Consider the following 17031-nt stretch of genomic DNA (forward strand, 5'->3'; position numbering starts at 1 on the left):
TATGAGCAATGGCAATATCGAAGATTTTTATCCCCTCTCCCCAGCGCAGCAGGGCATTCTCTTTCATTCGCTTTACCAGCCCGAATCGGGCGTATATTTCGGGCAACTGCTGTGCGTCTTGCGCGGCGATCTCAATGTTTCTGCGTTTAGAAATAGTTGGCAAAAAGTGGTAGACAGGCATCCCATTTTGCGGACTTGTTTCCTGTGGGAAAAATTGAAGGAACCCGTGCAAGCGGTGCGTAAGCAGGCTGCATTATCTTGCCAGCAGATGGACTGGCGATCGCTCTCGGCCTCCGCACAACAACAGCAGCTAGAAACGTTCCTAAAAGCCGATCGAGAGCAGGGCTTTGACTTGACATCAGCTCCCTTAATTCGCATTGCACTGGCGCAGTTAGAAACAGATACTTTTCAGTTTATTTTGAGCCACCACCACTTAGTTTTAGATGGGTGGTCGCTGGCGATCGTTCTTGAGGAAGTTTTTGCATTTTATCAAGCCTTCTCTCAGGGCGAGGAATTGCACCTCAAACGCCCTCGCCCTTATCGGGATTACATCGCGTGGCTGCACCAGCAAGATTTATCTGCGGCTGAGTCATTTTGGCGGCAAACTCTCAAAGGTTTTGCAGCTCCAACTGCGATCGCCCGGGGCAATATTTTCGCGGGAAACCGTTTAGAAAGTAGTGGCGAACAGCAGGTGATATTTTCTGCAACAGCCACCGCCGCACTGCAATCTGCCGCGCGGCAGCATCAGCTAACATTAAATACCCTCGTACAGGCAGCTTGGGCGCTACTTTTGAGCCGATACAGCGGCGAGGAAGATGTGGTTTTTGGTACGGTTGTCTCCGGGCGACCGCCAGAGTTAATGGGTGCTGAATCGGTAGTGGGGCTGTTCGTAAATCCTCTGCCAGTGCGCGTAAAAATTGACCCACAGGATTTTGTTTTATCCTGCTTGAAAGAACTCCAAGCGCAACAAGTTGAGGCGCGGCAGTATGAGTACAGCCCCCTCGTTGAGGTGCAGGGGTGGAGCGAAGTTCCTCGGAGTTTGCCTCTATTTGAGAGTTTAGTCGTTTTTGAAAATTATCCTTCGGATGCTTCTTTGCAGGAGAAGATTCAAAACTTAAAAGTAGAGAATATTCGCTCCAGGGAAACAACGAATTATCCTCTAACGGTGATGGCAATGCCGGGTGCGGAATTGACGCTGAAAATTATTTTCGATCGTAGCTGCTTTGAGGACAGTGCGATCGCGCGGATGCTCGGACACCTGCAAACTTTACTGGAGGGAATGACTGCCAATCCTGAGGGCAAACTGTCAGAATTGCCCCTATTGAGCGCCGCCGAAGGCCAGCAATTACTTGTCCAGTGGAACGACACCCAAGCGGATTACCCCAAAAATTCCTCAATTCACGAATTATTTGCAGCGCAAACAGAGCGAACCCCAGATGCAGTGGCTGTAATCTGCGAAAATGAACAATTGACTTACCGCGAATTGAATGCCAAAGCCAACCAAATCGCACATTACCTGCAATCTCTCGGTGTAAAGCCCGAAGTTTTGGTGGGAATTTGCTTAGAGCGATCGCTGTCGATGCTGGTGGCCATTTTGGGCATTTTAAAAGTCGGTGCCGCTTACGTTCCCCTCGATCCTGCTTATCCCCAAGAACGCCGATCTTTCATGCTGGCCGATGCAAAAGTTCCGGTGCTTTTGACTCAAAAAAACCTCCTAGAAACCCTCCCCGAACACAGCGCTAAAGTCGTCTGTATCGACGCCGAATGGCAGGAAATTTCCCGCGAGAGCGATCGCAACCCCGCTGTTAAAGTGGAAGCCGATCGCCTCGCTTACGTCCTCTACACTTCCGGCTCCACAGGCACTCCCAAAGGCGTACTCGGCACCCACCGAGGCACAGTCAATCGCTGTTTTTGGAACCCCTACCCTTTTACCGAAGAAGATATTTTCTGTCAAAAAACGTCCTTAAATTTTGTCGATTCGGTTTGGGAAATCTTTGCTCCTTTGCTGCATGGGTTGCCAACTGTAATTGTTCCCGATCGGTCCGTCAAAGATATTAACCAATTCCTTCAAACCTTATCCAAGCAAAATGTAACGCGACTGGTGCTGGTTCCTTCTTTGTTGCGCGCTATCTTAGATTCCTTCCCTGATTTAGACAGGCGTTTGCCTCAATTAAAGTATTGGATTTGCAGCGGAGAAACTCTCCCGGTGGAACTAGGCCAGCAATTTCGAGAGCAGATGCCCCAGCGGGTATTAATCAATCTGTATGGCTCTTCTGAAGTAGCTGCAGACGTGACGTGGTACGATGCAACTCACTGTGTAGAAAAAGTGCCAATCGGTCGCCCGATCGCCAACACGCAAATTTATCTGCTCGATCGCAATTTGCAACCCGTTCCCATAGGAATTCCCGGCGACATTTACGTCGGCGGCGATGGATTGGCAAAAGGCTACTTAAACCGCCCCGACTTAACCTCGGAGAAATTCATTTCTAACCCGTTTGGGCAAGAAAAATTAGATTTTCTCGGTAATTCTCATCAAAAAGTTTTGTTCCAAACAGGCGATATCGGTTGTTACCTGCCGGATGGTAATATAGAATTTCTGGGCCGTGGCGATTGCCAAGTAAAAATTCGCGGTTTCCGCATCGAACTCGGAGAAATAGAGGCAGCACTTTCTCAACATTCTTCTGTATCCACCGCTGCTGTTTTGCTTCAGGAAAATGCACCGGGCAGTCAACGCCTAGTCGCTTACCTAGTTGCTAACTCAGAGTTCAGAAATCAGCAGCCAGAACTTATTTCCGAACTGCGCTCATTCTTGAAGCACAAACTGCCCGATTACATGGTGCCTTCAGCTTTTGTGCTATTAGAAGCGCTGCCACTAACGCCCAACGGAAAAATTGACCGCCTCGCCTTATCTCAAAGGTGCGATTACGTTTCTGATGAAACAGCCTTCACTGAGCCACAAACGCCTACAGAGGAGAAAATTGCTGAGATTTGGACTGCTATTTTAGGGCTAGAAAAAGTAGGAATTAACCAAAACTTTTTTGACCTAGGCGGTCACTCTCTGATGGCAACACAGTTAATATCGCGAGTGCGATCGTGCTTTGGGGTAGAGTTAGCGATGTGCGATTTTTTTGCCGCTCCCACCATTCGGAATTTAGCTGAACTAATCGAGGAAGAAATTCTGACAAACGCCGATTCTAACCAGATAGATAAATTGCTCGATTTATTAGAAAATAGTGAGGGAGAGTCAGCACAAACTGTGATGCTGACTGAGTAAACATCGGGTGGCTAAAAAAACACAAAAAGCCCTTTGCTCCTTAAGGGTTCGGTGGGGAATTGGAGATTTAAAAATCCCATTTAATATCCATTCCGGTTGTATCGGAATGATTAAACCGCAGAGGACACAGAGGATACAGAGAAAGGGAAGAGAGAGATGAAGAATTTCGATGCTAACGGATTTGATATAACAGGATAAATTCGCATGAATAAACTAACAGTAAAAGCCAAAAATTCTCAAGATGTAATGCAGCCATTAAAAGCCTCTGTTACCCCACTTGAAGAAAAGTTAATGGAGCTATTCAGTGCCTCAGAAAAGTCATTTTTGGCAGAAGAAGCAATGGAGGAGCGAATTTCGGCCCTAGTTCAAGACTTTTTGTACGCAAAAACCGCTAGTACAGATATTGACTTAGAGTTAATTATTCAGGAGTTTACGGAAAACAAAATTCCCGCCCTTCCTACAGATGTTGGGAATTATATCGATGATTTGGCCCAAACCCTCGTTGCCCATTCCATTCACACCTCTTCCCCCCGATATATCGGTCACATGACGAGCGCACTTCCCTATTTTGTGCGCCCGATCGCGAAGCTGTTAACCGCGATGAATCAAAATTTAGTCAAGATGGAAACAGCCAAAGTTTTAAGCCCCTGCGAGCGCCAGACTTTGGCAATGATGCACCGATTAATTTACGATTTTTCTGAGGATTTTTATAACCAGCACATTCAAAAAAATGAGAGCACGCTCGGTATCATGGTAACGGGCGGCACCCTAGCTAATATCACAGCTTTGTGGTGCGCTCGCAACGCTTCTTTAGGGCAAAAAAATAACTTTAGTGGCATTGAAAAAGAAGGCTTGTACGCAGCTTTAGAGTTTTACGGCTACAAGGGAATGGTGATAATCGGCTCCAATTTGATGCACTATTCTTTTGAAAAGGCTGCTGGTTTATTAGGCATTGGCGATCGCAATCTCCTAAAAGTCCCCACCGATTCCAATCACCGCATGGATTTGGCAGCGCTGCGCCAAACTGTAGCCGAATGTCGCGATCGCAACCTGCACATACTGGCAATTATCGGTATTGCAGGCAGCACCGATTCGGGAAGTATCGATCCGCTTCCAGAAATAGCCGCGATCGCGCAAGAAGCAAACGCTCACTTTCACGTCGATGCCGCTTGGGGTGGCCCCGTGCTTTTTTCCGAACGTCACCGGCACAAATTCGCAGGCATTGAACTAGCAGATTCCGTCACCATAGATGGACACAAACAAATGTATTTGCCAATGGGAATCGGTCTGGTTTTATTCCGCAATCCCCAAACCGCCAAAGTTATTGAAAAACACGCGCCCTACACGGTGCGAAAAGACTCCATCGATCTAGGCAAGCGCTCTCTCGAAGGCTCTCGACCAGGTGCGAGTTTGTTCTTGCAAGCCGCGTTGAATATCATCGGCCATCAAGGCTATGAGTTTTTGATAGATGCAGGCATCCATAAAACCCAGCACTTGGCCAATTTAATTCGGGAAAATCCAGCATTTGAATTGCTGCTCGAACCAGAAATTAATATTCTTTTATACCGCTACATTCCAGAAACCTTCAGGGAAAAAGCAGCCAAAAAACAACTAACCGAAGCAGACAACCACTTCATCAATCAATTTAACGAGCGCCTTCAGGAGGCCCAGCGGCGAGCCGGTTACACCTTCGTATCGCGAACAACCCTGCAAACCACCTGTTATGGCAAAACCATTCCCATTGTTGCTTTTCGAGTCGTCCTTGCCAACCCCCTCACCACTGAAGCAGATATCAATGTTGTTTTAAACGACCAGCTAAAAATAGCAGCAAAGCTTTCCTTAACTATCACAAACAGCAACCACTGCGAGGAGGTGAATTATGATGTCTACTAATCGTTCAGAACGACTGAAAAACCTCTCGCCCCAGAAGCGAGCGCTCCTCCTCAAAGCATTGGGCAAAGAGGCAGTACAAGCTGAGCAATCTAAGCGCATTCCCAGGCGATCGCAGCAACATTCTGCTCCCCTTTCTTTTGCCCAGCAACGGCTGTGGTTTCTCGATCGATTGTCTCCCGAAAACCCTGCCTACAACCTTCCTGCTGCTGTGCGTTTGCAAGGGCAATTGAATTTGTCAGCACTGCAACAAACACTCAATGAGATTGTCAGGCGTCACGAAGTTTTACGGACTGCTTTTGGAGAAGTAGACGGGGAACCTGTTCAACTGATTTCTCCTTCCTTGGATTTCGCTTTGTCGGTGGTAAACTTGCAACATTTACCAGAAACGGAGCAGCAAGCTGAAATTGAGCAGCGTACTCTTGAAGAAACCCAACGCCCCTTTGACTTAACGCGATCGCCCTTACTGCGGGGCACTTTGCTGCAACTTGGTCCGGCAGAATATGTGTTGCTGCTGACGATACACCACATTATTTCTGATGGTTGGTCTATGGGCGTGTTGGTGCGAGAAGTAGCCGCACTTTATGAAGCTTTTTCGACTGACAAACCCTCTGGGCTGCCCGAACTTGCCGTACAGTATGCCGACTTCGCCAGTTGGCAGCGGCAGCATTTCCACGGAGAGAAATTAGAAAAACAGCTCGCTTATTGGAAACAGCAATTGGGAGGCGGTTTAGCTGTGCTGCCAACAGATAGGCCGCGCTTTCCCGTGCAAACTTTCCGAGGGTCGCAGCAATCTTTTGTGATTTCTGCTTTTTTAACCCAAAGGCTGAAAACGCTCGCCCAGCAACAAGATGTCACCCTATTTATGACGTTGTTGGCAGCATTTCAATCCTTGCTATCCTGCCAAATTCAGCAGGATAACCTCGCTATTGGCTCTCCCATTGCCAATCGCACCCGCATTGAATTAGAGCAACTGATTGGATTTTTTGTCAATACTTTAGTGCTGCGAATTGACACCGCAGGCAATCCAACTTTCCGCGAACTACTCGATCGAACACGCGAGGCAGCTTTAGGAGCTTACGCTCACCCGGATGTCCCTTTTGAAAAGCTTGTGGAGGAATTGCAGCCGGAGCGAAATCTCAGCTACAACCCGCTGTTTCAAGTGTGGTTTGTACTCCAGAATGCACCCATGCCACCCCTGGAGTTAGCTGGTTTGACCTTGAGCATTCTGGAATTCGATGTCGGTATGTCGAGACACGACTTAAGCCTCACTCTCTGGGAGATTTCAGAAGGGATTCAAGGCTTATTTGAGTACAAAACAGACTTATTTGAGGCTGCGACCATTGCCCGAATGGTGAGAGGTTTCCAAACCCTCCTCAACCAGGTAGTCATCCAGCCCGATATCAAGATCGACGACTTGGCAAAAATTCTTGCTGAAGCAGAAAAGCAGCACCAAATCGAGCAGCACAAACAAATTCATCTTTCGGGAATTCAAAAATTAAAAATGGCTAAACGCCAAGTTATGAAAAGTTTAAAATGATGGCTCATATCAAATCTGTTAGCATCGGAATTATTCCTATCTCTCTTCTCGACATCTGCGTGAATCAGCGTCAATCCCTTGTCATCTGCGGTGAAGAAGTTCTCTTTTTTTGACCGCAGATACAGGCAGATTAACACAGATTAACGCAGATGAATTAGATGGATTCCGGTTGCACCATCTGTGATTGTTGACTGTTGACTGAATTTTACTATGCCGGTGCTACGGGAAAAAGGGATAAAATCCTCACCAAAGCAAAAACTATGACAAATACAGAAACAAAGAATCTCAATTCCCAAAAGTTAGGATCGGCTAGGCGAAAAGCCGTCAGCCTGTCCTCAGAGGAATTAGTCAAAACCGCCTACCTCCAGCCCGAAAACCTTCTACCTCTAGTTGTTCAGCCAACAGTAGAAAAATTAAATCTCGCAGGTTGGGCACAGAACAATCGCTCATCAATTCAAACGCAGTTATGGAAGCACGGAGGAATACTTTTTCGAGGCTTTGAAGTCGGCGGGGTGAATGGTTTCGAGCAGTTTATTCAAACTCTTGCTGGCGACTTGTTGGAATATTCTTTTCGCTCGACTCCGCGCAGCCTGGTAAGCGGAAATATTTACACTTCCACCGAGTATCCTGCCGAGCAATTCATCCCCCTGCACAATGAAATGGCTTATTCTCGAAATTGGCCGCTGAAAATCGCTTTTTTCTGCGTCAAGAAAGCCGAACAGGGAGGAGAAACTCCAATTGCTAACAGCCGCAAAGTGTTTGAAAGCCTGGATTCAAAGATTAAAGAAAAGTTTGCCCAAAAAAAGGTTATGTATGTGCGAAATTACGGCGGTGGCGTAGATTTACCCTGGCAAAATGTCTTCAATACTGATAGCAAAATTGAGGTAGAAGAGTATTGCCAAAAAGCGGGAATTGAGTTAGAATGGAAAGGTGGCGAGCGCTTGAGAACTCGGCAAATATGTCAAGCTGTCGCCCAGCACCCACAAACGCAGGAAATGGTGTGGTTTAATCAAGCTCACCTCTTCCACATTTCCCATCTCGAACCCGCCGTTCGCAAACAGCTTTTAACTTCTTTTAAGCAGGAAGATTTACCCCGCAATGCTTATTACGGCGATGGCTCGCCCATTGAAGATTTTATATTAGACGAAATTCGTCGCTGCTATCAGCAAGAAACGATTGTTTTCCCTTGGGAAGAAGGAGATGTCTTGCTGTTAGATAATATGCTAGCCGCGCACGGACGCACCCCATTTTCTGGTTCGCGTCGGGTTGTTGTCGGGATGGCAGAAGCGTTTAGCTGTCAAGATATTTAGGCTTATTAAAGGAACTTTAGAAATGCAAAACGAAACAATCGAAGGGTTTAGACTCTCTCCACAGCAACGGCATCTGTGGGGGTTACAGCAAAATAAAAGCCAACAGACTTATCGCGTTCGAGGTGCAATTTTAATTACCGGAAATCTCGACAAAGAGATGCTTAAAAAGGCGCTGCAAAATGTCGTAAATCGGCACGAAATCCTGCGTACTAGCTTTCACTGCTTGCCTGGGATGACACTGCCCCTGCAAGCGATCGCCAGCACTGGTGAAGTTCCTATCTCGGAACACAATCTGAGGGGTTTGTCTCCAGAAGAACAAGAAGCTAAAATCGCAGCGCTTTTTCAGCAACTAAGTCTGCTTCCTTTTGATTTTGAGCGCGGCCCACTTTGGCATCTCTCTTTAGTCACTCTGGCGCAAAACAAGCACCTATTGCTGGCGAACTTCTCTGCCTTAATTGCAGATAGCGTCACCCTGAAAAATTTTACCCGCGAACTCAGTCTTTCCTACTCAGCCTGCGCGTGCGGGGAAGAGTTCTCTGATGAGTCAATGCAATATGCCGATATTGCTGAGTGGCAAAATGAGTTACTCGAATCAGAAGAAATGGCAATCGGCAAAGAATACTGGCGAAAGCTGAACATTGAATCTTTGGATTTATTAACGCTTCCTTGGGAAAAGAAGAATTCAGAAGCGGAATTTAAGCCGCTAGTAGAAAGGGTGGAAATTCGTGGTGATTTGTTGAACAGCCTGGAAGCGATCGCCCCAAAGCACAAAAGCGATATTTCTGCCTTCCTGCTGACTTGCTGGCAAATTCTCATTTGGCGGCTTACCAGAGAGCCAAACGCGATAATCGGCGTAGCGATTGACGGCAGAAAATATGAAGAATTAGAACACTCTCTGGGGCTGCTGTGCAAATACTTACCCCTACGATGCCCAGTGCAAGACGAGTTAAATTTCTCACAAGTGAGGCAGCAAGTTGAGCTTAATCTCAACGAGATGTACAACTGGCAAGAATATTTTAGCTGGGAAGAAATCTTAGAAAACGAAAAAAGCAGCAGCTTTTGGCCCGTCTGCTTTGAGTTCCAAGGAGAGCCTAAGAACTATGATAATTCAGGCGTTTCATTTTCCCTTGTTCGGCAAGATGCCTGCCTAGAGCCATTCAAACTCAAGCTCTCCTGCCTTCGCCTGTGCAATTCCATAAGCGCTGAATTTCACTATGATTCCGCTTTATTTGCTGCGGCAGATATAAAGCGCTTGTCAGAACACTTTCAGGCGCTCTTAGAAAGCATAGTCAAAAATCCCGAAGTCGCTATCAGTCAGGTAGATATACTGAGCGATCGCGATCGGCTGCAATTTCTCATTGACTTTAACCAAACTCAAAAAAATTACCCGAAAAATAAATGCGTTCATCAGCTTTTTGAAGAACAAGCAGAACGCAACCCAGACAACATTGCCGTCATCTTTGAAAGTGAAAAAATCACCTACCGAGAACTCAACGATCGCGCCAATCAACTCGCCCATCACCTGCAAAACTTGGGAGTTGAGCCAGAGGTCGTTGTTGGCATTTGCCTCGATCGCTCCTTAGAAACAATCGTAGGAATGCTGGGCGTACTCAAAGCCGGTGGCGCCTATTTACCCATCGATCCAACGACCCCAATAGAGCGCAAAGCGCTAATGCTAGAAGACGCTCAGGTGAAGGTTTTGCTCGTACAACAGCGGCTCATCGAAAGCTTGCCGAAAACTCAGGCAAATATTGTTTGCATCGATACAGACATTCCCACTGTTTCTGCATCTTACACCGATCGCGCCTCTTCTGACAATTTAGCTTACGTCATCTATACTTCCGGTTCCACTGGCATCCCCAAAGGAGTCGCGATCGAGCACCGGCAACTGCTCAATTACCTGCACAGCATTCAGGAAAAATTAAACCTACCAGCCGATGCCAGTTTTGCTACCGTTTCCACCTTCGCCGCCGACTTAGGAAACACAGCGATTTTCCCCGCCCTTTGTTTCGGCGGTTGCCTGCATATTATCTCCCAAGAACGCGCCACCGATCCAGAGGCACTGGGTGAATATTTCTGCCGCAATCCCATCGACTGCCTCAAAATAGTTCCCTCTCACCTAGCCGCCCTTTTAAATTCCTCTCAACCCCAGTCAATTTTGCCTGGTAAACGGCTTATTTTAGGAGGTGAATCTGCCAACTGGAGCTTAATTAAAACACTTCGCAATCTTGCTCCCAGTTGCTCAGTATTCAATCACTACGGACCAACAGAAACAACTGTAGGTGTCCTGACTTATCAAGTCGAATTTGATAAAATTGGGTGCGATTTTGACACAGTTCCACTCGGTGTTCCGATTGCCAACACTCAGATTTATATCTTGGATTCTTACTTGCAGTCGGTGCCGATAGGCGTACCTGGTGAACTGTACATCGGCGGTGATAATTTGGCACGCGGATATCTTAACCGCCCTGAATTAACCGCAGAAAAATTTATTCCCAATCCATTTGACACGCAAGCAAAGACGCGACTGTACAAAACCGGCGACTTGGCTCGCTATTTGCCAGACGGAAACATCGAATTTATTGGGCGAATTGACGGCCAAGTAAAAATTCGCGGTTTCCGCATTGAATTGGGAGAAATTGAGGCGGTGCTGGGGCAACATCCAGATATCGCGCAGGCTGTAGTTGTGGCGCCAGAAGACGAGATGGCACAAAAGCGCCTCGTGGCTTATTTGATTTCCGAGCAGAAACAAGCACCTACCCACAAGGAAATTCGCAATTTTTTAACGTCAAAATTGCCGGAGTACATGGTGCCTTCTGCTTTTGTGATACTCAAAAGTTTTCCTTTAACTTCTAACGGAAAAGTAGACCGACGAGCACTGCCCGCACCTGATGCAATGCGACCAGAGTTGACAGGAAACTTTGTCGCGCCTCGCACAAATATCGAGGAAGTTTTAGCCGCTATCTGGGCAGAAGTTCTCAAAATTGAAAAAGTCGGCATTTACGACAACTTTTTTGAATTAGGAGGGCATTCCCTATTAGCAACTCAAGTAATTTCCCGAGTGCGCCAAGCATTTCAGGTCGAGTTGCCTTTGCACCGTTTATTTGAGTCGGCCACTGTCGCCGACTTTGCAGTAGCGATCGCGCAAAAGCAAGCCGAACAAACAGACAGTGAAATGCTAGCGAGGGTGTTAGCAGACCTCGATCAACTGTCAGAAGCAGAAATTCAGGAAATTCTCGCCCAACAAGGAGTCAGCAAATGAGTGATTTAATCGAACGCATCGCGGCTCTTTCTCCCCAAAAGCGCGAGTTGCTGTTGCAGCGGATCAACCATAAAAAAGAAAACGTTTCGCTACAAAAAATTCTGCCTCAAAGCCGAGAGTCTAACACTTTTCCTCTGTCGTTTGCTCAACAGCGGTTGTGGTTTTTTGAGCAACTAACTCCAGGCAACTTTACCTACCACATCGTCGCCGGCGTGCGTTTGACGGGAACACTCGACGTGATCGCCCTCGATCGCAGTCTCAACGAACTTGTCAAGCGTCATGAAGTTTTGCGAACGGCTTTTAAGACAATAAACGGGCAACCCGTTCAGGCGATCGCTTCAAATTTGGAATTGAAAATTTTAGAAAGAGATTTGCGAGGTCTTCCTGAAACTGAACGATCTCGCGAAGTTGAACGGTTAATCGCCGCAGAAGCTGAGCAAGCTTTCGACCTGTCACAAGCACCCTTATTGCGTGCCCAATTGCTGCACTTGAGCGATTCAAACTGGGTGCTGCTATTGAGTACGCACCACATCATTTCCGATGCCTGGTCAATGGGAATATTCATCCAGGAACTCGCCACGTTTTATCAAGTTTTTTGCACTGGCGAACCTTCTCCCCTTCCCGAACTGTCGGTACAGTACGCAGACTTTGCAAGTTGGCAGCGCCAGTGGTTGCAGGGAGAAGTTTTAGAGACGCAGCTTGCTTACTGGAAAAAACAGCTTGGAGGCAATCTCCCGGTACTAAATTTGCCAACCGATCGCCCCCGCTCAGCAGTACAAACCTTCCGAGGTGCGGTGCATAAATTCACCATTCCCAAGGCACTCGCAGAGGAAATCGCCCAATTAAGTCAGCGGGAAAAAGCTACTTTATTTATGACCCTACTGGCAGCGTTTAAGACATTGCTCTATCGCTACACCGGGCAAGAAGATATTTTAGTAGGCTCCCCCATTGCTAACCGCAACCGACGCGAAATCGAGGAAGTAATTGGCTTATTTGCTAACACCTTAGTTTTCCGCACCAATCTGTCGAGCAACCCGACTTTTAAAGAGTTACTGGGGAGCGTGCGAGAAGTAGCTCTCGGCGCGTATAACCACCAGGATTTGCCCTTCGAGAAACTGGTAGAAATCCTACAGCCCGAACGAGATTTAAGTCATAATCCGCTATTTCAGGTGTTGTTTTCTCTGCGAAATGTTCGGACGCCGCAGATAAAATTGCCAGGAGTGACGTTGAGCAGTTTGGAAATAGAACAGAAAACGGCGAGATTAGATTTAGCGCTTGACCTGGAGGAAGGATTAGAGGGTATTAATGGAACGCTTGAGTATAGCGAAGATTTGTTTGACGCTAGCACTGCACGACGGATAGCCGGACATTTTCTAACCTTACTAGAAAGTATAGCTGCCAATCCCGAACAGCGCATTTCAAATTTGCAAATATTGACGAAACCTGAACAGCAGCAACTGCTGTTTGAGTGGAACAATACTCAATCGAGTTTTCCGCAAGATAAGTGCATACATGAACTATTTGAAGCGCAGGCAGAGCGGACGCCCGATGCGATCGCTGTCGTCTTTAAAAATGAATATCTGACTTACCGGGAACTGAACAAAAAAGCAAATAACCTCGCAAGTTACTTGCAAAAAATCGGTGTTAACCCAGAAGTTTTGGTGGGAATTTATGTCGATCGCTCCCTAGAAATGATGGTAGGGTTTCTCGGCATTCTCAAGGCTGGTGGCGCTTATGTTCCCCTCGATCCAGCGTATCCACCAGAGCGCCTAGGATTCATGCTGGAAGACGCGAAAATTTCAGTGTTACTCACTCAGAAAAAGCTATTAGAAACCCTACCCAAAAATAGCGCCTCCCTCGTGTTTCTGGATGCAGATAGGGAAGGCATATCGAGCTGCGACGAGCCAGTCGTGGGTTTACAAAATTCGTCCAGTTTAGCCTATGTCATCTATACTTCAGGCTCAACAGGTAAACCCAAAGGAGTGCAAATTTCCCACGCCTCTGTCGTTAACTTCTTGAGTTCTATGCGCCAACAACTGGCGATCGCAGACGGCGATGTTTGGCTAGCAGTAACATCCTTATCTTTTGACATTGCAGCGCTGGAACTGTTCCTGCCTATTACAACAGGTTCTCGCGTTGTTGTAGCCAGCCGAGAAGTGGCATCTAACGGCGAAAAGCTTTTAGAAACATTAACAAATTCTGGCGCAACCATTATGCAAGCTACTCCAGCCAGTTGGAAAATGCTTTTAGCAGCAGGATGGCAGGGAAACAATCAATTAAAAATACTGTGCGGGGGAGAAGCTTTACCCCGACACCTCGCCAATCAGTTGCTTTTGCGCGGCGCTTCTGTATGGAATTTATACGGCCCTACAGAAACCACGATCTGGTCTACTCTCTATCAGGTCGATCGCAAAGATGAATCAGTTTCCATCGGTCGCCCGATCGCTAACACTCAAATTTTCATATTAGACCGCTATTTAATGCCGGTTCCCGTTGGCGTATTTGGCGAACTGCACATCGGCGGTGCCGGCTTATCTAGAGGCTACCTAAACCGACCGGAACTGACCGCAGAGAAGTTTATTCCTAACCCCTTTGTAGAAGACCCAATTCATGCTTCATTCATCCTTAATTCTTCATCGTTTATTCTTTCAGAACGCCTCTATAAAACCGGAGACTTGGCTCGCTATCTCCCAGATGGAAACATTGAATTTATGGGGCGCAGCGACCACCAGGTGAAAGTTCGCGGATTTCGCATCGAATTAGGCGAAATTGAAGCGGTACTCAGCCAATACCCAGCCGTGCGAGAAGCGATCGCACTGGTTCGAGAGGACAATCCGGGCGACAAGCGTTTAGTAGCTTATATCGTTGCTAACTCAGAACTCCGGGGCGGACACGGGGACACCGATCCTACGCATTCAGAATTTATTAATCACTTGCGCGTCTTTCTCAAACAAAAACTGCCGCAGTACATGATGCCGTCAGCGTTTGTGCTGCTGGAAGCAATGCCTTTAACGCCTAACGGAAAAATTGATCGGCGATCGCTAAGAGCACCTGACACAAACACAGCGGAATTCGAGAGCAATTATGCCGAGCCTCGAACTCCCGACGAGCAATTAATAGCAGAAATTTGGGCTGAAGTTCTCGGTTTAGAGCGAGTGGGAATTCACGATAACTTCTTTGAATTGGGAGGGCATTCATTGCTGGCTACTCAGGCGATTTCTCGCCTGCGAGAAGCTTTTCAAGTTGAAGTACCCTTGCGCTCTCTTTTTGAATCGCCTACCGTCGCAACTTTCACCGAAAGCCTCTTGCAATATCGCGCCGAGCAAAAACTGAAAGCACCCCCCATCAAGCGGGCGTCAAGGCAGGAAGAATTACCCCTTTCTTTTGCACAACAAAGACTGTGGTTTCTCGACCAATTGCAGCCGGGGAATCCTGCCTATAATATCCCAGCAGCCGTGCGCTTGAAGGGGGCGCTCAATGTAGCCGTTCTAGAGCAAACTTTTCAGGAGATTATCAAGCGACACGAAGCATTGCGGACAACTTTTAATTCGGTGGAAGGACGACCCGCTCAGGTTATTATTTCATCTTTTAAATTCACATTGCCGATCGTAAACTTAAGAGAGTTATCGCAAGCTGAACGAGAAGCCGAGGCAATGCGACTTGCCGCTGAAGAAGCGCGACAGCCTTTTGACCTAACAAAATGGCCGTTACTGCGCGTCACATTGTTACATCTTGACGAGACAGAATACCTGCTGTTAGTGACAGTACACCACATCGTAGCTGATGGCTGGTCGATGGGGGTACTTGTGCGGGAAGTGGCGGCGCTTTATGAAGCTTTCAGCAGTGGCAAACCTTCTCCCCTACCCGAACTTTCTGTACAGTACGCAGACTATGCTGTTTGGCAAATAAACTGGCTGCATGGCGAAGTTCTGGAAGCAAAACTCGCTGACTGGAAGCAGCAGTTGGGTCAAATTTTGCCCCCGCTGCAATTGCCAGCAAAACAACCGCGTTCTGCTGTTTCTAGCGATCGAGCTGAAATTCAAAATTTCCAGCTCGATCGGCAAGTTTCAGAAGCCCTAAACGCACTCAGTAGGCAACAAAATGTCACCTTATTTATGACCTTGTTGGCAGCACTTCAAACGCTGCTTTATCGCTACACAAATCAAGAAGATATTGTCGTCGGTACTGACCTGGCAAACCGCACACAAGTTGAGACTGAAGCTTTAATTGGTTTCTTTGTCAATATCCTCGTCTTGCGAACCGATATGCGCGGCAATCCTACATTCCGTCAATTGCTCGATCGAGTCCGCGAGGTGACATTAAAAGCTTACACTCACCAAGATTTGCCCTTCGACAAACTGGTAGAAGAACTGCGTCCCGATCGCATTCTGAGCCAAACACCGCTCTTTCAAGTTTTATTCGTCATGCAAAATGCGCCTATGCCGAATTTAGAAATGGCGGGTTTAACTTTAATCCCGGTTGAAATTGATAGCGGCACGGCTAAATTTGATTTGGCGCTATTTGTGTCGGAAACAGAGACAGGAATTGTCGGCAGTTGGAAGTATAATTCCGACCTATTTGACAGAGAGACGATCGCTCAAATGTCAAATCGCTTTGAAACCCTCCTCGGCAGCATTGTGGCGCAGCCTGACAGTCGTTTGAACACTTTAGAAATTCTCACAGAAGCCCAGAAGCAGAAACAAGCCATGCAAGAATTAAAGCGTGAAAAAAGCAATTTTAGTAAGTTCAAAAGCGTCAAGCCGAAGCCAGTGGCATTACCGCAAGGCGAATTGATAAAAACCGAGTACCTGCAGCCCGACGAACTCTTTCCTTTAGTGGCAAAACCCGCAGTAGCCGATGTCGATCTCGCAGACTGGGCGAAAAATAACCGCGAATTTATAGAGGCAAAATTGCTGCAGCATGGAGGGATTCTTTTTCGAGGGTTCATCGGCCCTGTGGTTTCCGCATTCGAGCAGTTTGCACTCTCAATTTGTTCGGAATTATTTGGGGAGTACGGGGATTTGCCACGCGAAGGAGTTAGCGGAAAAGTTTACGGTTCAACTCCTTACCCAGCAGATAAAGCTATCTTATTTCACAGCGAGAGTTCGCACCTGCACCGCTGGCCGATGAAAATCTGGTTTTTCTGCGTTCAGCCAGCGCAACAAGGCGGAGAAACGCCGATTGTTGACTGCCGTAAAATTTACCAGTTGCTAGACCCGAAACTCAGAGAAAAATTTGCCCAAAAGCAAATTATGTACGTCCGCAACTACACAGACGGACTGGATGTAAGCTGGAAAGATTTTTTCCAAACAGAAGACAAATCCCTGGTTGAGGAATACTGTCGGCAAGCTGGGATGGAATTTGAGTGGAAAGCAGGAAATAATTTGAGAACCCGCAAAATTCGCCCCGCAATTGCCAAGCACCCAAAAACCAAAGAGATGGTATTTTTCAATCAACTTCCCTTGCACCACATTTCCTGCTTAGATGCGGCAACCCGCGCTTCCTTGCTCTCTGTTTTTGGAGAAGAGAACCTCCCCCGCAATGTCTATTACGGCGACGGCACTCCTATTGAAGACTCGGTAATCGGAGAAATTCAGGCAGTCTATCAGCAGGCAACCGTTAGTTTTCCTTGGGAAGCTGGCGACATATTAATGTTAGATAATATGTTGGCAGCTCACAGCCGCAATCCATTTGTCGGGTCGCGCAAAATTGTGGTAGCGATGGGCGAAATGATCCGTGAAGCAGAGATTTAAAA

At 47.1% G+C, this 17031-nt stretch carries 6 protein-coding genes; all 6 read left to right on the top strand.

Going from position 1 to position 17031, the window contains the following annotated elements; genetic code table 11:
- Position 1 precedes the first annotated feature (1 nt).
- The gene (locus QUA83_RS00905) at positions 2–3274 is read left to right on the top strand and encodes an amino acid adenylation domain-containing protein (protein ID WP_333290918.1); all 3273 of its coding nucleotides are present in this window, start codon (positions 2–4) and stop codon (positions 3272–3274) included.
- Positions 3275–3478: 204 nt separating this feature from the next.
- On the top strand, positions 3479–5167 hold the full coding sequence (gene panP / locus QUA83_RS00910) for a pyridoxal-dependent aspartate 1-decarboxylase PanP (protein WP_333290919.1): 1689 nt from the start codon (positions 3479–3481) through the stop codon (positions 5165–5167).
- Complete coding sequence (locus tag QUA83_RS00915; protein WP_333290920.1) at positions 5154–6704, top strand: condensation domain-containing protein; 1551 nt, start codon at positions 5154–5156, stop codon at positions 6702–6704. The genes panP and QUA83_RS00915 overlap by 14 nt, the downstream gene beginning before the upstream one ends.
- Positions 6705–6964: 260 nt before the next feature.
- Positions 6965–8014 carry a TauD/TfdA family dioxygenase gene (locus QUA83_RS00920; RefSeq protein ID WP_333290921.1) on the top strand — a complete coding sequence of 350 codons (1050 nt, stop codon included), beginning with the start codon at positions 6965–6967 and terminating at the stop codon, positions 8012–8014.
- A gap of 22 nt (positions 8015–8036) precedes the next feature.
- Complete coding sequence (locus QUA83_RS00925) at positions 8037–11276, top strand: amino acid adenylation domain-containing protein (protein WP_333290922.1); 3240 nt, start codon at positions 8037–8039, stop codon at positions 11274–11276.
- Positions 11273–17029 (top strand): amino acid adenylation domain-containing protein, encoded by a 5757-nt coding sequence (locus QUA83_RS00930; RefSeq protein WP_333290923.1) that lies wholly within the window; start codon positions 11273–11275, stop codon positions 17027–17029. The genes QUA83_RS00925 and QUA83_RS00930 overlap by 4 nt, the downstream gene beginning before the upstream one ends.
- Positions 17030–17031 lie beyond the last annotated feature (2 nt).

It is taken from the genome of Microcoleus sp. K1-B1, assembly GCF_036704705.1.
In the GTDB taxonomy this organism is placed as follows: domain Bacteria; phylum Cyanobacteriota; class Cyanobacteriia; order Cyanobacteriales; family Microcoleaceae; genus Microcoleus.